This window comes from Streptomyces sp. NPDC056527 (genome assembly GCF_042794475.1).
In the GTDB taxonomy this organism is placed as follows: Bacteria; Actinomycetota; Actinomycetes; order Streptomycetales; family Streptomycetaceae; genus Streptomyces.
In genome coordinates, this window is record NZ_JBHTTQ010000008.1 from 43,882 (window position 1) to 65,112 (window position 21,231).

At 72.0% G+C, this 21,231-nt stretch carries 8 protein-coding genes; 6 read left to right on the top strand and 2 right to left on the bottom strand.

All coding sequences use genetic code 11. From position 1 onward, the window contains the following. Positions 1–184 precede the first annotated feature (184 nt). Complete coding sequence (locus ACFQ7Q_RS06860) at positions 185–1,141, top strand: HAMP domain-containing sensor histidine kinase (protein WP_383550720.1); 957 nt, start codon at positions 185–187, stop codon at positions 1,139–1,141. Further along, complete coding sequence (locus ACFQ7Q_RS06865) at positions 1,138–1,797, top strand: response regulator (RefSeq protein ID WP_383550722.1); 660 nt, start codon at positions 1,138–1,140, stop codon at positions 1,795–1,797. The genes ACFQ7Q_RS06860 and ACFQ7Q_RS06865 overlap by 4 nt, the downstream gene beginning before the upstream one ends. A gap of 144 nt (positions 1,798–1,941) precedes the next feature. On the opposite strand, the gene ddaH is transcribed toward ACFQ7Q_RS06865, so the two are convergent. Both ddaH and ACFQ7Q_RS06875 read right to left on the bottom strand, forming a co-directional pair. After that, positions 1,942–2,754 carry a dimethylargininase gene (gene ddaH / locus ACFQ7Q_RS06870; RefSeq protein ID WP_383550724.1) on the bottom strand — a complete coding sequence of 271 codons (813 nt, stop codon included), beginning with the start codon at positions 2,752–2,754 and terminating at the stop codon, positions 1,942–1,944. A gap of 17 nt (positions 2,755–2,771) precedes the next feature. Beyond that, positions 2,772–3,719, bottom strand: coding sequence for a methionyl-tRNA formyltransferase (locus ACFQ7Q_RS06875; RefSeq protein WP_383550726.1), 948 nt, complete (start codon positions 3,717–3,719; stop codon positions 2,772–2,774). A gap of 249 nt (positions 3,720–3,968) precedes the next feature. Between ACFQ7Q_RS06875 and ACFQ7Q_RS06880 the strand changes: the two genes are divergently transcribed. From ACFQ7Q_RS06880 to ACFQ7Q_RS06895, 4 genes are all read left to right on the top strand, one after another. After that, positions 3,969–5,321, top strand: a complete 1,353-nt coding sequence (locus ACFQ7Q_RS06880) for a lysine N(6)-hydroxylase/L-ornithine N(5)-oxygenase family protein (protein WP_383550728.1) — start codon at positions 3,969–3,971, stop codon at positions 5,319–5,321. A 123-nt stretch (positions 5,322–5,444) separates the two neighbouring features. Next, a complete protein-coding gene (locus ACFQ7Q_RS06885; protein ID WP_383550730.1) occupies positions 5,445–6,494 on the top strand; it encodes an iron-siderophore ABC transporter substrate-binding protein in 1,050 nt (349 codons plus the stop codon). Between the two features lie 102 nt (positions 6,495–6,596). Next, the gene (locus ACFQ7Q_RS06890) at positions 6,597–20,864 is read left to right on the top strand and encodes an amino acid adenylation domain-containing protein (protein ID WP_383550732.1); all 14,268 of its coding nucleotides are present in this window, start codon (positions 6,597–6,599) and stop codon (positions 20,862–20,864) included. Continuing rightward, positions 20,861–21,070 (top strand): MbtH family protein, encoded by a 210-nt coding sequence (locus ACFQ7Q_RS06895; protein ID WP_383550734.1) that lies wholly within the window; start codon positions 20,861–20,863, stop codon positions 21,068–21,070. The genes ACFQ7Q_RS06890 and ACFQ7Q_RS06895 overlap by 4 nt, the downstream gene beginning before the upstream one ends. Positions 21,071–21,231: the final 161 nt, after the last annotated feature.

Here is a 21,231-nt window from a genome sequence, read left to right on the forward strand (position 1 = left end):
GGCCCCGACATGGTGCCATCCGCGCGGAGGTGTCGGACATGGGTGTCGGCACGGATGGACATGACCCTGGGACACTGGTCAGGATGGAGCGGGGACGTGGGTCCCGCCGCAGGTCACAGGGTGCCTGCGGGACGAATGTTCCATGGGTCGGGCGGGCGGACAGCCGGTCGGGAGAGGCGGGATCGTGTCGTTGTACTGGCGGATCTTCCTGCTCAACGCCGCCGTCCTCGTCGTCGCGGTCCTTCTGCTGCTGGGCCCGGTCACCGTCTCCACCCCCGTGCTCCTCGGTGAGGCGATCGTGCTCGTGTCCGGGCTGATCGCCATGCTCATCGTCAACGCCCTCCTGCTCCGGGTCGGCCTCGCACCGTTCCAGCGGCTCACCCGGGCGATGCTGACCGCCGACCTTCTCAAGCCGGGCCGCCGCCCCGCGGTGACGGGCCACGGCGAGATGGCCGAGCTGACCCGTACGTTCAACACGATGCTGGACCGTCTCGAAGCCGAACGCGCCACCAGCAGCGCCCGCGTCCTGTCCGCGCAGGAGGCGGAACGCCAGCGCATCGCACAGGAGCTCCACGACGAGGTCGGGCAGACCCTGACCGCCGTACTCCTCCAGTTGAAGCACTCCGCCGACCACGCGCCCGACGCGCTCCGGGACGAGCTGCGACAGGCGCAGGAGACCACCCGCGGGAGTCTCGACGAGATCCGGCGCATCGCGCGCCGGCTGCGGCCCGGAGTGCTGGAGGAGCTGGGTCTGCTCAGCGCGCTCAGGTCCCTGGCCACCGAGTTCTCCACCCGCGGGCTGACCGTACGTCCCCATGTCGACGCCGGTCTGCCGAAGCTCGACCAGGAGACCGAACTCGTCCTCTACCGCGTCGCCCAGGAAGGGCTCACCAACACCGCGCGTCACTCGGGCGCGAGCCGCGTCGACCTCCATCTGCGCCCCCTGTCCCAAGGGGGAGTGCGCCTGCTGGTCCGGGACGACGGCCGGGGGATCGGACGGGCGGCCGAAGGCGCCGGCATCCGAGGGATGCGTGAACGCGCCCTGCTCATCGGTGCGGACCTGACGATCGGTCCTGGCGAGAGCGGAGGCACCGAGGTCCGCCTGGACGCCACCGGCGGAGCGAAGGGGAGGACGGCATGACCGCGGCGGGCCCCACCCGAATCCTGCTGGCGGACGACCATGCGCTGGTACGCGGCGGGGTACGCCTCATCCTCGACGCCGAGCCCGATCTCACCGTCGTGGCCGAGGCCGCGGACGGAGCGGAGGCGGTCGCCCTCGCTCGCACCGAGCGGATCGACCTGGCCGTCCTCGACATCTCCATGCCCCGCCGGACCGGCCTGCAGGCCGCCCGTGAACTCAGCCGACTCCAGCCGCAGGTGCGGATCCTGATCCTCACGATGTACGACAACGAGCAGTACTTCTTCGAAGCGCTCAAGGCCGGCGCGAGCGGTTACGTGCTCAAGTCCGTGGCCGACCGCGATCTCGTCGAAGCGTGCCGGGCCGCCATGCGCGACGAACCCTTCATCTACCCCGGGGCGGAGACGGCCCTGATCCGCAGGTACCTGGACCGGGCCGAGCAGGGCAGGCCACTGCCCGACAAGGCCATCACGGACCGGGAGGAGGAGATCCTCAAACTCGTCGCCGAGGGTCACACCTCCAAGGAGATCGGCGACCTGCTCTTCATCAGCGCCAAGACCGTCGAACGCCACCGGGCCAACCTGCTCCAGAAGCTGGGGCTGCGCGACCGACTGGAACTCACCCGCTACGCCATACGCGTCGGACTGATCGAGCCCTAGGGGCTGTTGCGAAGGTAGCGCCGCTCGCCCGCGGGCCAGGCGGGACTTTCGCGACACGCCCTCCGGAGTGGTGCCGCGCGGGGATTCTCGCCCCACGCGGCACCGTCCGCCGAGGGGCCCAGGACCGGCTGGGCCCCCCGGTGCTCAGCCGGCGCTGCGCAGCTCCAGCGTGCAGCACTTCACGCTGCCGCCCGCCTTGAGGAGCTCCGACAGGTCCACCCCGATCGGGTCGAAGCCACGGTCGCGGAGCTGCTGGGTCAGCCCGGTGGCGTTGTGCGGCAGCACCACGTGGCGGCCGTCGGACGTGGCGTTGAGTCCGAAGACGGCCGCGTCCTCGTCCGTGGCGATGACGGCGTCCGGGAACAGGCGCCGCAGCACCGAGAGGCTCCCCGGCGAGAACGCGGGCGGGTAGTACGCGATCGTGTTCTCGTCCAGTACGGACAGAGCCGTGTCCAGGTGGTAGTAGTTCGGATCCACCAGGGTGAGGCCGATGACGGGGCGTCCGAAGAACTCCTGCGCCTCGTCGTGCGAGCGGGGATCGCTGCGGAATCCGGTGCCGGCGAGCAGCCAGTCCCCGGTGAGGAGATAGTCGCCCTCACCCTCGTTGACGAAGTCCGCCGTGCGCAGGTCCGGGAAGCCGTTGTCGCGCAGCCAGTCGTGGTAGGCCGGGCCCTCGGCGATGCGCTCGGCGTCCCGGAACCGGGCCACCAGGGCGCGGCCGTCGACGACCGTGGCTCCATTGGCGGCGAAGACCATGTCGGGCAGTCCGGGCACGGGGTCTATCACGTCGACGGTGTGCCCGAGGCTCAGGTAGACCTCGCGCAGCCGTTCCCACTGGTCGATCGCCAGCTGGGTGTCGACGGGCTTCGCCGGGTCCATCCACGGGTTGATGGAGTAGACCACGTCGAAGTGGGTGGGCGGGCACATGAGGTAGTGCCGCGGCCGTGCGGTACGCATGAATGCGGATCCGATCGTCAGGGGCGGCTGGAGAGGTAGCCGCCCATGGAGGTGAAGTACTCGGTCGCGCCCATCTCGTGCCCCTCCTCGGTGCGGACGCGAGTGATGGCCAGGCCGTGGTTGCGGCCGGTGCGGGCGTCGGCTCCCGCGACGATGACGACACCGTCGCCCTCGCGGTAGAAGATCCGGCCCGGGGTACCGCCGTAGCGGCCTTCGGAGACCACGGCGGACAGCACTTCGAGGCGCTTGCCCTTGTGGAAGGTGAACGCGGCGGGGTACGGAGCGGACTGGGCGCGGACCAGGCGCTCCAGTACGTCGGCGGGCCAGTCCCAGTCGATCCGGATGTCCTCCTCGGCCCGCTTGTGGAAGAAGCTGGCCTGGGAGCGGTCCTGCCGGGTGAACTCGGTCTGCCCGGAGGCGATCAGGTCGAGGGCGCCGATCGTGACGGGGGCGATGAGGTCGACGGTCTTGTGGAACAGGTCGGTGGTCGTGTCGGTCGGCCCGACGGTGACCGCCCGCTGGACGACGATGTCGCCCGCGTCGAGCTCGTCGTCCATCAGGTGGGCCGTGACGCCCACTTCGGGCTCGCCGTTGATCAACGCCCAGATCAGGGGTGAGAAGCCGGCGTACTTGGGCAGCAGGGAGTCGTGGACATTGAGCGTGCCGTGACGGGGGAGGTTGAAGATGCGCGGCGGGATCCAGGTGCGCCAGTTGTTGGCGACGATGATGTCCGCGTCGGCCTCCTTGAGGCGCTGGAACAGTTCCTCGTCGTCGGGCCGGTTGCGGATGACGACGGGGACGCCGTTCTCCTCGGCCAGCTCGGCGACCGAGTCGCTCCAGATCTTCTCGTAGGCGTGCTCGCTCTTCGGGTGTGTCACGACAAGGACCACGTCGTGCTCGGACTCCAGGAGTGCTTGCAGGGTGCGATGCCCCCAGGTCTGGTAACCGAACATGACGACCCGCATGGGGATCCTCCTCGAGAGAGCGACTGACCGGCGCCAAGTAAAGCAAGGCTTACCTAACTCTGCAACAGGCGTGATTCTGAAGGCTGTTGAGGTCGATTTTCGGCCAAGCGGCCTCGCTCAACCGTCTCGACAGGGCGCTTAGATCAGGTTAGCCTCACCTAAGTTCCGATCGGGTGTCGCTCTTGGCGTGCCCGACGCCTCGTATTCCCCCACGCCTCGCAAGCGGCCGTCCTGCACGATGGGAGTGACATGTCTCAGGTTCATCCTGGCGACGCACCTCTGGTCCACGACCTCATAGGAATCGGCTTCGGGCCGTCCAATGTGGCCATGGCGATAGCGCTCAGCGAGCACAACGCGCGCGTCGGCAGGCAGGAGGCGGTCACCGCTCACTTCTTCGAGCGCCAGGCCGGCTTCGGCTGGCACCGCGGCATGCTGATCGACGACGCGACCATGCAAGTGTCGTTCCTCAAGGACCTGGTGACGCTCCGGAACCCGGCCAGCGAATACAGCTTCCTCTGCTACCTGCAGAGCAGGGAACGCCTCGTCGACTTCGTCAACCACAAGAACCTCTTCCCGCTGCGCGTGGAGTTCCACGACTACTTCGAGTGGGCGGCGGCGAAGGTCGACGACATGGTCTCCTACGGCCACGAGGTCATCGCCGTCGAGCCCGTCGTACGGGACGGAGTGACCGAGTACCTGGACGTGACGGCCCGTTCCGGATCCGAGACGGTGGTTCACAGGGCCCGAAACCTGGTCATCGGTACCGGACTTCGCCCGCTGATGCCGGAAGGCGTCGAGCGCACCGACCGCGTCTGGCACAACTCCGAACTGCTGGCGAAGGTCGACGGCCTGGAGGGCGCCGACCCCACCCGGTTCGTCGTCGTCGGCGCCGGCCAGAGCGCCGCCGAGAACGTCGCGTACCTGCACCGGCGCTTCCCCGAGGCCGAGGTCTGCGCGGTGTTCTCGCGCTACGGCTACAGCCCGGCCGACGACAGCAGCTTCGCCAACCGCATCTTCGACCCCGCCGCCGTCGACGAGTACTTCACGGCCCCCGACGCCATCAAGCGCAAGCTGATGGACTACCACGGCAACACCAACTACTCCGTGGTGGACATCGACCTGATCGACGACCTGTACCGACAGGCGTACCAGGAGAAGGTGCTCGGGAAGGAGCGGCTGCGCTTCATCAACGTCTCCCGGCTCACCGGCGTCGAGGAGACGGACGGCACGGTCCGCGCCACCGTCACGTCCCTGGTCACCGGGGAGGAGTCGACCCTGGACGCCGACGTCGTCGTCTACGCCACCGGCTACAGCCAGGCGGAGCCCCTCGGTCTCCTCGGCGAGGTCGGCGACCGCTGCCACCGGGACGACCAGGGCCGCGTCCGGGTCGAGCGGGACTACCGCCTCGCCACCGACGCCGCACTGCGGTGCGGGATCTACCTCCAGGGCGGCACCGAGCACACCCACGGCATCACGTCGTCGCTGCTCTCCAACACCGCGATCCGGGTCGGCGAGATCCTCGACTCGATCGTCGAACGACGCCCGCAGAGTGACCCCGACGACCTCCGACCGGTCGCCGACGGGATCGGCACGGCCCGCTAGCGGCCGCTCCCCGGGCCCGACGCCCCCCCCTCGCACGCCACCCCCACACGCCCCGCCCGCCGCGATGCCCTCGTGCACGGCGGTCGTGGCACGCACCGTGAAACCCCCGTGAAAGGAACATCCGTGTCCACTGGACCACGTCCCGCGCTCGCGCGGTTCGCCGGAAACATCCCCCGCGTGGCCGTCGCCGCCGTCGCCGCGCTCGCTCTGGCCGCCTGTGGGGGCGGCACCGAGAAGACGGAGTCCAAGCCGTCGGCCGGGGCCGGCGACGGCTCGAAGACCGCGGCCTTCCCCGTGACCGTCGCGCACAAGTACGGCAGCACGACGATCGACAAGGAGCCGAAGAAGATCGTCACGCTCGGCCTCTCCGACCAGGACGCCGTGCTGGCCCTGGGGATCAAGCCGGTCGGTTCGGTGGACTGGTTCAAGGAGAAGCCGTACGGCAAGTGGCCCTGGACGAAGGACAAGTGGGGATCCGACCAGCCGCAGATCGTCGGTGAGCGCGACGAGTACAACATGGAGAAGATCGCCGCGCTCCAGCCGGACCTGGTCATCGCCCAGTACTCGGGCATGAAGAAGGAGCAGTACGACACGCTCTCCAAGTTCACCAAGGTCGTCGCCCAGCCCAAGGAGCACCCCGACTACGGTGCGCCCTGGCAGGTCATGACCCGGCAGATCGGCAAGGCGCTCGGCAAGGACACCGAGACCGAGAAGCTGATCACGGACATCGACACGCGCTTCAAGGCCGTCCGGGACAAGCACCCCGAGTTCGCGCAGAAGACCCTGGCCGTGGCCGACAGTTTCGAGGCCGGCAAGTACTCCGCCTTCACCAAGACCGACCCCAAGGCGATCTTCTTCTCCGAACTCGGCTTCAAGCCGAAGCCCGAGATCGACTCCCTGGCCAAGCCGGGCTACAACGTAGCCGAGCTGAGTGCCGAGAAGCTGAACGTGCTCGACGTCGACCGGCTCGTCTGGGTCACCTCCAGCACCGAGGCCAACGACCGGATCAAGGCCGAGCCGCTCTACACGAAGCTGAAGGTCCAGCAGGAGAAGCGCGACCTGTTCGTGCCGTACCAGGACCCGGACATCGGCGCGGCCTTCTCCTTCAACACGGTCCTGTCGATCCCGTACGCGATCGACCAGATCGAGCCGCTGCTGGCGGCCATCAAGTAGTCGCAGCACCACCGCGGGTCCCATCCCGCCGCCGGCATTCCGCGGCGGGGTGGGGCCCGCACCGACCACCGGCGCACCACCAGGGAAAGGCCCTTTCGAACGATGTTTGACGTCGAGTCGGACCGGACGTCCGCCGCTTCCGGGATCCCCCTCACCGGTGGGCAGTCCGGGATCTGGCTGGCCCAGCAGATCGAACCCGACAGCTCCGCCTACAACATCGTCTTCGTCCTCGACCTGCGTGGCGACACCGACCTCGACCGGCTCACCGCCTCCGTGCGCACGGCCGTCGAGGAGGCCGAATGCCTGCACGTACGCGTCGGCGCCGATGACGGCACCCCCCGGCAGACACCCCGCCGCGCCCCCGTCGACATCCCCGTCGTCGACCTGCGCGGCGCCCCGGATCCCGAAGCCGCCGCCACCGCCTGGATGACCGCCGACCGCGACCGTCCCGTCGACCTCGCCGGTGACCCGCTCTTCGCCCAGGCACTGCTACGGCTCGCGGACGACCACGTCGCCTGGTACCAGCGCTACCACCACATCGTCACCGACGGCATGGGCGTCGCGCTCATCACCCGCCGGGCCGGCGAGCTCTACACCGCCGAAGAGCAGGCACCCGCCCCGCGCGACTGGTCCCTGACCCACCTGGTGGACGCCGACCGCGCCTACCGCGCCTCCGACCGCCACGAGCGTGACCGTGCCTACTGGCTGGGCCGCATGGCCGACCGGCCCCAGCCCGTACGCCTGGTCGAGCGGGCGCCCTCGCCCATGACGCGGCGCCTGCGCCGCACGACCGAGCTGTCCGCCGAGGCCACCGACCGGCTGAACGCCGCCGCCGACACCGCCGGTGTACGCACCTCCCGACTGCTGATCGCCGCCGTCGCCGCCTACTTGCACCGCGTCAGCGGTGAGCAGGACCTCGTGCTCGGCCTGCCGATCGCCGCCCGCGAGGACACGGCGTCCGCCACCATCCCCGGGATGGTGTCCAACATCGTCCCGTTGCGCGTCTCCGTCCCCCCCGGCACGACCGGCGTCGAGCTCCTGACCGAGATACGGCACGCGATCGCCGAAGCCGTCGCCCACGGGCGCTACCGCGCCGAAGACCTGGCCAGGGAGCTGGGACTGACGGACGGAGTGCCGGAACTCGTCGGCCCGACCGTCAACATCCTGCCCCGCGCCGAAGACCTGCGATTCCCCGGCCAGGAGGCCGAACTCGCGCCGATCTGGCTCGGCCCGGTCAGCGACCTGGCCCTGAGCTTCGCCGAGCGCGCGCCGGGCAACGGCATCCGTGTCTACTTCGACGCCGACGCCGAGGTCTGCGACGAAGAGGCACTGCGCCACCACGAGCACCGCTTCCTCGCCGTCCTGCACGCCCTCGTCTCGGACCTCGACCGCCCACTCGGCCACATCGAACTGACGTCTGACGCGGAGCGCGCCCGACTCCTCGACGAGTTCGGCGTGTCACCGCGCGAGGTCCCCGAGCTGTCCTGGCCGGCCGCCTTCGAGCGGCAGGTGCGGCGGGCGCCCGACGCCGTCGCGCTCGGGTACGAGGACCGGGACCTCACGTACGGCGAGCTGAACGCGGCCGCCAACCGGCTGGCCCGCCTCCTCGCCACCCGCGGAGTCCACACCGAGGACGTCGTCGGCGTGGCGCTCCCGCGCTCGCCCGAACTCGTCGTCTCCCTGCTGGCGGTGATGAAGGCCGGAGCCGCCTACCTGCCGCTGGACGCGGACCACCCGCAGGACCGCATCGCCTACATGCTGACCGACGCGGGCGCGCGCACCGTCATCACCACGCGCGAGCTGTCCGGCACGCTCCCCGACGCCCCCGGCGTCGCACACCTGCTGCTCGACGAACCGTCCGTGACGGCCGAGTGCGCCGGCCTCGGTGACGCGGACCTCGACCTGCCCATCGCCCTGGACCAGGCCGCGTACGTCATCTACACCTCCGGCTCCACGGGCCGCCCCAAGGGGGCCGTCGTCTCGCACGACGGCGTCGGCAGCCTCATCGCCACCGCCACCGACCGCATCGGCATCACCCCCGAAAGCCGTGTCGTCCAGTTCGCCTCCGTGGGCTTCGACGTGACGGTCTGGGACCTGATCATGTCGCTGTGCGTCGGCGGCCGCGTGATCGTCGTACCCGCCGAGCGGCGCGTCGCAGGACCGGCCCTCACCGACTACATCGCCCGCCACCGCGCCACCCATATGATCCTGCCCCCCTCGCTCGTCTCGGCGCTGCCCCGGGACTGCGAGCTGCCCGAAGGATCGGTACTGGTCGTGGGCACCGAGGCGGTGCCCGGGGAGCTCATCGCCCGCTGGTCCGGACGGGTCCAGGTCGTGGTCGCCTACGGCCTCACCGAGGCGACGGTCAACTCCACCCTGTGGCTCGCCGAACCGGACCGCCCGGGACCGGCCCCCATCGGCCGCCCTGACCCCAACACCCGTGCCTACGTGCTCGATTCGGCGCTCCGGCCCGTCCCCGTGGGCGCCGAAGGCGAGCTGTACGTCGCCGGGCGCGGCCTCGCCCGCGGCTACCTCGGCAGGCAGGCGCTCACCTCGGAACGCTTCGTCGCCGACCCGTACGGCGAACCGGGCAGCCGCATGTACCGGACGGGCGACCGGGTGCGCTGGGGCGCCGACGGCAACCTGGAGTTCCTCGGCCGCGCGGACGGCCAGCTCAAGATCCGAGGGCACCGGATCGAGCCCGGCGAGATCGAGAGCGCCTTCATGGCCTGCCCCGGCATCGCCCAGGCCGCCGTCCTCGTCCGCCAGGACCACCGGAACGTCAACCGGCTCGTGGCCTACCTCGTCGCCGAGAGCGGTACCGCCGCCGACCCCGACGCCGCCGTGGCGCGGGCACGCGCCCAGGTCGCGGAGACCCTCCCGGACCACATGATCCCCTCGGCCCTCGTCCGTCTCGACGGGCCGCTGCCGCTGACGCCGAACGGCAAGCTCGACAGCCGCGCCCTGCCCGCTCCGCAGTGGACGGCGATGGCCGGGGGCGACGCGCCCACGACGCCCACCGAGACCGCGCTCGCCGCGCTCGTCGCCGAGGTGCTCGACCTGCCGTCGGTCGGCGTCCACGACAGCTTCTTCGAGCTGGGCGGCGACAGCATCGTCGCGATCCAGCTCGTCAACCGCGCCCGCACCGCCGGACTCGCGATCACGCCCCGTGACGTGTTCCGCCGGCGGACCGTGGCGGCGCTCGCCAGGACCGCCGAACGGACGGCGGCCGAAGCCACGCCGGCGACCACCCGGAAGGTGGAGCTCGACGAGGACGCCCTGCCCGTCTCGCCGCTCCAGGAAGGTTTCTTCTTCCACGCCGCGTTCGACCAGGAGGTCGGCGACCTCTACGTCGTCCAGGAACTCCTCGACCTCGCGGACACCGTCGAACCGGACCGGCTGCGCCGGGCACTCCAGCTGCTGCTGGACCGGCACCCGCTGCTGCGCGCCTCGTTCCGCCAACTGCCCGGCGGCGACGTCGTCCAGCGGCTTGCCGACCACGTGACCCTGCCGTGGGCCGAGGCCGACACCGAGCGGACCGCCCTGGAGGACATCCTGCGACAGGACCGCTCCGAGCGGTTCGACCTGGCCCGGCCACCGCTGATGCGGGCCACGCTGATCCGGGACGGACAGCGCCACCGGCTGCTGCTCACCCTGCACCACATCATCGCCGACGGCTGGTCGGTCTCCGTCCTGCTGCGGGAACTCACCACCGCCTACCGGGGCGAGACCCTCCCGACGCCCACCGGCCCGTACGGGTACCTGTCGTGGCTGGCAGGCCGGGACAGGGACGCCGCCCGCGACGCGTGGCGCCAGGCCCTGTCCGGTCTGGAGGGCCCGACCCGGCTTCCCGCCCTCGCCGGCGCGCGGAACGACGACACGCCGACGCCCACCGGACACGAGCGCGTCGACGTCCGGCTCTCCGAAGCCCTCACCGACGAACTGACCGGGCGCGCCCGCACCCTCGGCATCACCCTGAGCACGGTCGTCCACGGAGCCTGGGCCCTGCTGCTCGGCGGTCTCACCGGCAGTCAGGACGTCGTCTTCGGCACCACCGTGTCCGGTCGCACCACCGAGGTCGAGGGCCTGGACTCGGCCGTGGGCCTCTTCATCAACACCGTTGCGGCCCGGGTGAACCCGCGGCCCGAGGAGTCCCTCGCCGAGCTGCTCCAACGGATCCAGGACGAGCACGCGGCGCTCCTGGACCACCAGCACCTCGGTCTCGCCGACATCCAGCGGATCGCCGGCCACGGCCCGGGCGAACTCTTCGACACCCTCGTGGTCTTCGAGAACTACCCGACGGGCGCCGGGCAGGCCGCCGAGGAGCCCCTCGTCACCGGCACCGAAGTGCTCGACGCCGTGCACTACCCGCTCGCGCTGATCGTCGAGCGGCGCGAGGGACATCTGTCGCTGCGGCTCACGTACGACGCCGCCCGGCTCGACCGGATCTCCGCCGCCGTGCTCGCCCACCGCCTCGAAGCGCTGCTGCGGACCCTCGCCGACGACCCCGAGCGCCGTGTGGCCCGCACCGGACTGCTGTCCGAGCGCGAGCGGGAGCGCCTCACCGAGCTGAACGCCACCGGACACCCGCTCCCCGACCCGGACGCCACCCTCGCCACGCTCCTTGCCGCACAGGTGGCGCTGACCCCCGACGCACCGGCCGTCGTCTTCGAGAACACCACCCTGACCTACGCCGAACTCGACCGGCGCGCCGAAGCCCTGGCCCGCCGGCTGAGGACGCGCGGTGCGGGCCCCGAACGGTTCGTCGCCGTCGCCGTGCCGCGCTCGGCGGAACTCATGGTCGCGCTGCTCGCGGTGGTCAAGACCGGCGCCGCCTACCTGCCCGTGGATCTCGACTACCCCGCCGACCGGGTGGCCTTCATGCTCGGCGACTCAGGGGCGCGTACGGTCGTGACCACCGTCGAGGCGGCCCGGCGGCTGCCGGACGCGCCGGGGCTCCACCACGTTCTGGTCGGCACGGAGGACGTCGCCGGCACGGCCGTGGAGCCCGACACGGACGTGCCCGACGCGCCCGTGGCACAGGCGGGGCCCGACCACCCCGCGTATCTGATCTACACCTCCGGCTCCACCGGCCGCCCCAAGGGGGTCACCGTCACCCACCGGGCCGTCGTCAACCGACTCGCCTGGATGCAGGGCGAGTACGGGCTCGGCGCCGACGACCGGGTGCTCCAGAAGACCCCGTCCAGCTTCGACGTCTCGGTGTGGGAGTTCTTCTGGGCCCTGACCGAGGGCGCGACCGTCGTCCTCGCCCGACCCGACGGCCACCGCGACCCCGCCTACCTGGCCGAGCTGATCCACACCCGGCGGATCACCACAGCGCACTTCGTCCCGTCCATGCTGGCCGCCTTCGTCCGGGTCATGGAGGCCGGTCCGGGCACCGCGGACTGGGCGGCGAGCCTGCGCCGCGTCTTCTGCAGCGGCGAGGCGCTCACCGGCCCGGACGCCCGGCGCTGGTCGGAGCTGACATCCCGCCACGGGCGAGGCCCCGTACCCCTGCACAATCTGTACGGGCCCACCGAAGCGGCCGTGGACGTGACGTACTTCCCGTACGAAGGCGGCACCGAGCCCGCCGTCCCCATCGGCCGGCCGGTGTGGAACACCCGGCTGCACGTGCTGGACACTCTCCTGCGTCCCGTGCCGGACGGGGTGCCGGGCGAGCTCTACCTCGCCGGGGTCCAGCTGGCACGCGGCTACCACGACAGGGCCGGCACCACCGCCGAGCGGTTCGTCGCGGACCCGTTCGGCGCGCCGGGCGCGCGCATGTACCGCACCGGTGACCTGGTCCGCCGCCGTGTCGACGGGGCCGTGGAGTACCTCGGGCGCACCGACCGGCAGGTGAAGATCCGTGGCAACAGGATCGAGCTGGGCGAGATCGAGAGCGCCCTCGCCGCCCTCCCGGGCGTCGCCCGAGCCGCCGTGATCGTCCGCGACGGTGCGCTCCTCGGTTACGCGGTTCCCCGCCCCGGCACCGCTCCGGACACCGCCGCCCTCCACGGGGCGCTCGCCGAGGCGCTGCCCGCGGCGATGGTGCCGAGCGCCGTCGCGGTCCTCGACGAACTGCCGCTGTCACCGAGCGGCAAGCTCGACCAGAACGCCCTGCCCTCGCCGTCCGTCGCCCCCGTGGCCGGCGGCCGCGCGCCCCGCGACGAGCGGGAGAGCGCCCTGTGCGCGATCTTCACCGACGTCCTCGGCCTGCCCGGGATCGGTGCCGACGACGACTTCTTCATGCTCGGCGGCGACAGCCTCACCTCGATAGCCGTCGCCACCCGGGCCCGTGAGAGGGGACTGACCATCAGCCCGCGCGATGTGTTCGAGCACCGCACGCCCGCCGCGCTCGCCGCGGCGGCCGCGAGCGTGCCGGACGAGCCGACCGCACCGACCGCGGAGACGCCCGCCACCGGTGTCACCGTCTCCGCCGCCGACGCCGGACAGGCCGCCGCCGCCCTCCAGGCGATGCTGGCCGCCCAGGCACAGTCCGGTGCGCAGGTCGACCCCGCCCTCCAGGCGCTGCTCGCCCAGCTGACCGCCGGCGCGCCGGCCGGGCCCGAGGCCCCCGGCCCGCTGGGCGGCCTCGAACTGTCGCCGGAGGAGACCGCGCGCGTCGAAGCCGCCGCCGGGCTGCCGGTCGCCGATATCTGGCCGCTCTCCCCGCTCCAGGAGGGCATGTACTTCCACGCCACGTACGACGCCGGCGACGCGCTCGACGTCTACCTCTCGCAGGAGACCCTGGACTTCGACCACCGGCTCGACACCGAACGACTGCGGGCCGCCGGCCGGGCGCTGCTGGAGCGGAACACCAGCCTGCGCGCCGGGTTCACCAGCGACGGTCTGCCCCGGCCCGTGCAGTTCATCGCCGACGGCGCGGAGATACCCCTGGTCGAGATCGACGTGTCCGGCCTGTCGGCCGAGGAGCAGCGCGCCCGCGTGGACGAGTTGTCGGCCGTCGACCGCCGTCGGCGCTTCGACCTCTCCGCGGCTCCGCTGTGCCGGCTGCTGCTCATCCGGCTCGGCGACGGCCGTGACCGCCTCGTCGTCACCCACCACCTCATTCTGTGGGACGGCTGGTCCGCGTGGCTGTTCCTGGAAGAGCTGTTCACGCTGTACGAGCGGGCCGGCGACACCACCGGTCTGCCCGCCCCCGGCTCGTACCGCGACTACCTGGCCTGGCTGGACGAACAGGACACCGCGCAGGCCCTCGACGCCTGGCGCGGCGCGCTCTCCGGATTCGACGAGCCGACCCTGGTCGCCCCGACCGGGCGTGACGCCGGACCGGTCATCCCGGTCGACTTCGACGACGTACTCACGAAGGACACCAGCGACCGGCTGCGTCAGCTGGCCCGCCGGCACGGACTCACCCTCAACACCCTGCTGAACGCGGCCTGGGGCCTCGTCCTCTCGGCGATGACCGGCCGCGGCGACGTCGCCTTCGGTACCGCCGTCGCCGGACGGCCCGCGGACGTACCGAACGCCGCCGGCATCATCGGCATGTTCCTCAACACGATCCCGGCACGCGTCGCGTTCGCCCCGGACGAGCCGCTGCTCGACCTGCTGCGGCGGATGCAGACCGAGCGCGCCGACGTCATGCCGTACGAGTACGTCGGTCTCGGAACCCTCCAGCAGGAGACCGGTCACCGCCGTCTGTTCGACACCCTGTTCGTGCTCCGCTCGGCCGACGGCGAGGACCGGGCCGCGACGCTCCGGCAGCGGCACGGGATCACCGACGTGTCGAACGTGGACGGCACCCACTTCCCGCTCACCCTGATCGTGACGCCCGAGACCCGGCTGAGGGTCACGCTGGCGGCCCGCCCCGACCTGTTCGACACGGAGGACGCCACCGCGATCCTCGGACGGTTCACGACCGTCCTCGGGCGGCTCGCCGAGACCCTGGACGGCGCGTCCGCCGCCAACGCCCGGACCGTCGACGTCGACCTGCTGCTGCCCGCCGAGCGTGCCGCGCTGCGCGCCGGCTGGGAGGGGGGCCGCGAGCCCGTACCGAACGAGACCGTCGCCGACATGCTCGCCGACCAGGTCGCCCGCACCCCCGACGCGGTGGCGCTGGTCTTCGGCGAGCGTGCTCTGACGTACGCCGAACTGGACGAGCACATCAACCGGATCGCCCGGCTCCTGCTGGCTCGCGGCGCGGGACCCGAGAAGGCCGTCGCACTCGCCCTGCCCCGCTCCATCGACATGGTCGCCGCCCTGTTCGCCGTGCTGCGCACCGGCGCCGCCTATCTGCCGCTCGACCTCGACCACCCCGCCGACCGGCTGCGGCTGATGGCCCAGGACACCGGACCGCTGTGCCTGGTGTCCACGACCGCCGTCGCCCCGAGCCTGCGCGGCGACACCGGCCCGGTCGCCCCCGAACTCCTCCTGGACGACGAGGCCGTGGCCGCCGAACTGGCCGCCCTCTCCGGCAGCGGGATCACCGACGCCGAACGGCCCGCCTTCGCCCACGACGTGACCGACCGCCTCGAGCACCCGGCCTACATCATCTACACCTCCGGCTCGACCGGCCGCCCCAAGGGCGTCGTCACCCCCTACCGGGGCCTGACGAACATGCAGCTCAACCACCAGAGGGAGATCTTCGACCCGGCCATCGCCTCGGCGGGCGGGCGGCGACTGCGCATCGCGCACACCGTCTCCTTCGCCTTCGACATGTCCTGGGAGGAGCTGCTCTGGCTCGTCGAGGGCCACGAGGTCCACGTCTGCGACGAGGAACTGCGCCGCGACGCCGAAGCGCTGGTCGCCTACTGTGACCGGCACCGCGTCGACGTGGTCAACGTGACGCCCACCTACGCCCAACTCCTCATCGAGGAGGGCCTGCTGGACCGGGACGACACGACCGGGAAGCACCGCCCCGCGCTCGTCCTGCTCGGCGGCGAGGCCGTCTCGGACACGGTGTGGACGCGACTGCGCCGCACCGAGGGCACCTACGGCTACAACCTGTACGGCCCCACGGAGTACACGATCAACACCCTCGGCGGCTCCACCACCGACAGCGCGACCCCCACGGTCGGCATCCCCATCCGCAACACCCGCGCCCACATCCTGGACGCCATGCTGCGGCCGGTCCCGCCCGGCTGCCCCGGCGAGCTGTACATCGCCGGCACCGGCCTGGCCCGCGGCTACCACGACCGCCCCGGTCTGACCGCCGAGCGCTTCGTCGCCGACCCCTTCGGCGAGCCCGGTGAGCGGATGTACCGCACCGGAGACCTCGTACGGCAGCGCCCCGACGGCCTCCTCGACTTCCTCGGCCGCACCGACGACCAGGTCAAGATCCGCGGCTACCGCATCGAGCTGGGCGAGATCTCCTCCGCCCTGTCCGCCCATCCCGACGTCGCCCACGCGGCGGTCGTCGTGAACGAGAGCACCGGGACGAAGCGCCTGGTCGGCTACTTCGCCCCGGAGGACGGCACGGAGGCGGACGACGCCCTGATCCATCGGCTGCGCGAGCATCTGAAGGCCGGCCTGCCCGACTACATGGTCCCCACCGCGCTCGTCGCCGTGGACACGCTCCCGATCACCGTCAACGGCAAGCTCGACGTCAAGGCCCTGCCCGCCCCCGAATTCGGCGGCACCGGCACCAGCCGCCCACCCCGCACCCCGCGCGAGGAGACGCTCTGCGCCCTCTTCGCGGAGGTCCTGGGCCTCGCGGAGGGCAGCGTCGGCATCGACGGCGACTTCTTCGAGCTCGGCGGCCACTCGCTGCTCGCCACCCGCCTCGTCAGCCGCGCCCGCACCGCCCTCGACGCCGAACTCGCCATCCGTGACCTGTTCGAGGCACCCACAGTCGCCGAACTCGTGGAGCGCGCGTCCGCCTCCCACGGCGCCGCTCGCCCCGCACTGACGGCGGGGGAGCGGCCCGACGAGCTGCCGCTGTCCCACGCCCAGCAGCGACTGTGGGTCATCCAGCAGATCGAATGCACTTCGGCCGCGTACAACTTCCCGCTGGTCATGCGGTTGCGTGGGGCCCTCGACGTCGAGGCGTGGGGGGCCGCCCTCGCCGACGTGACGGCCCGGCACGAAGCCCTGCGGACGGTGTTCGTGGAGCCCGACGGCCAGGCCGTCCAGCGCGTGCTGCCCGCCGACGAGGCACGGCCCGTGGTGGAGCGGCTGCACGCCACCGAGGACCAGCTGCCCGCGCTCGTCGAGGCCGCCGTCAACAGGCCGTTCGACCTCGCCGCCGAGCTTCCGCTGCGTGCCACGGTCGTCGAGCTGGCGCCCGAGGACCACGTCGTCGTCCTGCTGCTGCACCACATCACCACCGACGAGTGGTCGGACCGCCCCTTCCTCCGCGACCTGGCCACCGCCTACGCCGCCCGCGTCTCCGGCACGGCACCGGACTGGGAGCCGCTGCCCGTCCAGTACGCCGACTACGCCCTGTGGCAGCAGCGGCTGCTCGGCGACCCGGCCGATGCGGACAGCCTCGCCGCCCGGCAACTGGAGTACTGGCGCACGACCCTGGACGGCGCGCCCGAGGAGCTGGAACTGCCGACGGACCGGCCCCGCCCGGCCCGGCCGGCCTTCTCCGGCGCCGAACTGGACATCGCGTTCGACGCCGACGTCCACGAGGGCTTGAAGCGGCTCGCCCGCGAGACCGGCGCCAGCATGTTCATGGTGGTGCACGCGGCCGTGGCCGCCCTGCTCCACCGCATGGGCGCCGGGACGGACATCCCCCTCGGTTCGCCCATCGCGGGGCGCGGCGACGAGGCGCTCGACGACCTGGTCGGGTTTTTCGTCAACACGCTCGTGCTGCGCACCGATCTGAGCGGCGACCCGAGCTTCACCGAACTGCTCGCCCGGGTCCGGGAGACCGACCTGGCCGCGTTCTCGCACGCGGACGTGCCGTTCGAGTCCGTGGTGGAGAAGCTCCACCCCACCCGCTCCCTCTCCCGCAACCCGCTGTTCCAGGTGATGGTCGGCTACCACGCCCGTACCGGCGACGCGCTGGAACTGCCCGGCCTCCACGCCGACTACGTGCCGTTCCGCATCCACTCGGCCAAGTTCGACCTGGTGTTCAGCTTCACCGAGACCACCTCGGCCGACGGCGGCTCCGGCTCCCTGGGCTGCCGCCTGGAGTTCGCCACGGAGCTGTTCGACCACGCGACCGCCGAGCGTCTCGGCGACCGCCTCCGGAGTCTCGCCGCGGCCCTCGTCGCCGCACCCGAGCAGCCCGTCTCGACGGCGGAGATCCTCGGCGACGGCGAGCGGCAGCTGGTCCTGGAGGGCTTCAACGACACGGCCCGCGAGGTCGACGAGGATTCCTTCCCGGCCCTGTTCGCGCAGCGGCTCGCCGAGCGCCCCGACGCGGTCGCCGTCGTCGACCGCGACCGGTCGGTGACGTACGCGGAGCTCGACGCCCGCGCCAACCGCCTCGCCCGGCTCCTCGCGGCGCGCGGTGCCGGCGCCGAGAGCGTGGTCGGCGTGGCCGTGCCCCGCTCGGTCGACATGGTCGCCACGGTGCTCGCCGCGCTGAAGCTCGGCGCCGCGTTCCTGCCGCTCGATCTCGTCCACCCGGCCGACCGCCTCGCCTACATGATCGAGGACTCCCGGGCGGCGCTCGTGGTCGGCACCGAGCCGGTCGCGGGCAAGATCCCCGAGGTCGCCGGCGTACCGGTGGTGCTGCTCGACGAGCCTTCCGTGGCCGCCGAGCTGGAGAACCTGCCGGAGACCGCGCTCGACGGGAAGCCGGTCCTCCTGGACCAGGCCGCGTACGTCATCTACACCTCGGGCTCCACCGGCCGGCCCAAGGGCGTCGTCGTCCCGCACGAGGGCATCTCCAGCCTGGTCGCCACCGCCGTGGACCGGATGGACCTGGAGAGCGACAGCCATGTCCTGCAGTTCGCCTCGATCGGCTTCGACGTCTTCGCGTTCGAACTGTCCATGGCGCTCTGCCACGGCGGTCGGCTCGTCCTCATCACCGACGAGGCACGGGTCGCCGGACCGGCGCTCACCGACTTCCTCGCCGTGCAGCGGATCACCCACATGATCCTGCCGCCGTCGCTGGTGTCGGCCCTGCCGCCCGGCTGCGAGCTGCCCGAGGGATCGACCGTCCTGGTCGGCACGGAGACGGTGCCGCCGGACGTCTTCGAGCGGTTCGGTGCCACGGCCCACCTGATCTGCGCCTACGGACTCACCGAGGCGACGGTCAACTCCACGCTGTGGCCCTCGCGCGAGCACGCGGGCCGCCCCGCCGGCAGGGTGCCCATCGGCCGGCCCGACCCCAACACCCGCGCCTATGTCCTGGACGACCACCTGCGGCCCGTCCCGCCGGGTGTCGTCGGCGAGCTGTACGTCTCCGGACGCGGCCTCGCCCGCGGCTACCTCGGCAAGCACGCCCTGACCTCCGAGCGGTTCGTCGCCGACCCGTACGGCCCGCCCGGCAGCCGGATGTACCGCACCGGTGACCGCGCCCGCTGGCGCGCGGACGGCAACCTCGACTTCCTCGGGCGCGTCGACACCCAGGTGAAGGTCCGCGGCTTCCGCATCGAACTGGGCGAGATCGAGGCGGCCCTCGCCGGGCACCCTGCGGTCGCCCAGGCCGCCGTGCTCCCCGACAGGGACGGCGACATCGTCCGCCTCGTCGGCTACGCCGTCCCCGAGGCGGGGGAGTCCGTGGAGCTGGACCCGCAGGAGCTGCGCGCCCATGTGGCCGGGCAGCTGCCCGAGTACATGGTCCCGGCGCTCGTCGTGGCGCTCGACGGCCCGCTGCCGCTGACCCCCAACGGCAAACTGGACCGCAAGGCGCTGCCCGTCGCCGACTGGGCCGCGATGACCGGCGACGCGCTGCCCGCCAACGAGACGCAGACCAGGCTCGCCACGCTGTTCGGCGAGATCCTCAAGCTGGAGAAGGTCGGCGTCCACGACAACTTCTTCGCGCTCGGCGGCCACTCCATGGCGTCGATGCGGCTCCTGGGCCGGATCCGTGCCGAGTTCGGCGTCGAGCTGAGCATCCGGGACGTCTTCGACGCGCTGACCGTCGCCGGGATCGAGGGCAAGCTCAAGGGCGCGTCCAGGGCCCGCCCGGCGCTGCGCCCGGTCGCGGACCGTCAGGAGCCGCTCCTCGCCGCCCCCGTCCAGCGCTGGCAGTGGGACGCCTACGGCCGTACCCCCCGCTTCGACCACGCCCTCGTGCTGCGCTCGCCCGGCGGTCTGGACGCGGACGCCCTGTCCGCGGCCCTCACCGACGTGGCGGGCCGTCACGAGCCCCTGCGGACGGCGTTCGCGGAGCAGGACGGCGTGCTGCACCACCGGACCGGCCGGCCCCCGACGCTGCTCCTGGAGGAGTGCGCGGACCTGGAGGCGCGGCTGACCGAGCGGGCGGCCGGGTCCCCGGAGCCGGAGCACGCCGCACCGTTCACGGCCCGTCTGCTGACGGCGGCCACGGGCGAGCAGGCGCTGCTGCTGACCATGCACTACCTCACGGTGGACGAATGGTCCGTGGTGCCCCTCTTCCGTGACCTGACGACTGCCTACGCGGCGCGCACGGAAGGCAGGGCGCCGGAGTGGCGGCCGCTGCCCGTCTCGTACGGGGACTACGCCGTGTGGGCCCTGGAGGTCCTGGGCGACCCGGACGACCCGGACAGCAGGGGAGCCCGCCAACTCGCCTACTGGCGCGAGACGTTGAAGGACGTACCGGCCGAGCTGGCCCTCCCGGCGGACGGACCGCGCTCGACCTCCCCCGGCGCGGACCACGTGGGCTTCGTCCTGGACGAGCGGCTGCACGCTGCCGTGGACGACCTGGCCCGGGCGACCGGCACCAGCATGTTCATGGTGCTGCACTCCGCCCTGGCGGCGCTGCTCACCGCCCACGGCGCGGGCACGGACCTGCCCATCGGCACGATGGTCGCCGGCCGTACGGACGACCGGCTGGCCGATCTCGTCGGCTGCTTCTTCAACACGGTCGTGCTGCGCACCGACACCTCCGGCGACCCGACCTTCGCGGAGCTGCTGTCCCGGGTACGGGAGACCACCCTCGGCGCCCTCGACCGGCAGGAAGTCCCGTTCGAGGAGGTCGTCCGGGCGACCGGACTGCCACAGGAGGGCCCGCAGGTCATGGTGATCCACCATGAACAGGCCGACCTGGAGCAGCTGGAGGGCGGTGTCGGTTCCCTCGACGCCGTACCGACCGGCTCGACCAGGGCGCGGCTGACCCTCAGCTTCTACGAGCCGCAGGGTGACGGGCCGGTCCACTGCGGCCTGATCCACGCGACCGACCTGCTCGGCACGGCCAAGGCACGACGGCTCGCCGACGAACTTCAGAGGCTGCTGCGCACCGTGGCAGCCGACCCCGGACAGCCGCTCTCGGAGCTGTTCACCGCCATGTCCACAAGGAGTGACAACGCATGAGCACCAACCCGTTCGAGGACCCGCAGGGCCGCTTCCTGGTCCTCGTGAACGACGAGAACCAGCACTCGCTGTGGCCTTCCTTCGCGGAGGTGCCGGCCGGTTGGCGGACCGTGTTCGGCGAGGACACGCGTGAGGCGTGCACCGCCTACGTCGAGACCCACTGGACCGACCTCCGCCCGGCGAGCCTCGTGGCCCAGCAGGGCTGACGCGGAGCCGGCGAGATACGAGTCCGCCGTCCCCGGGAGAGCGCAGCCCGAGGACAGCGGTCTCGTGCGTCCATGTGGCGGGGCCATCGGCGAGAGTCGGTGGGAGGTCGGATCGCCGTCGCATGCGGTCGGAACGAACGAAGCCGCCCGCGGGGAGACTT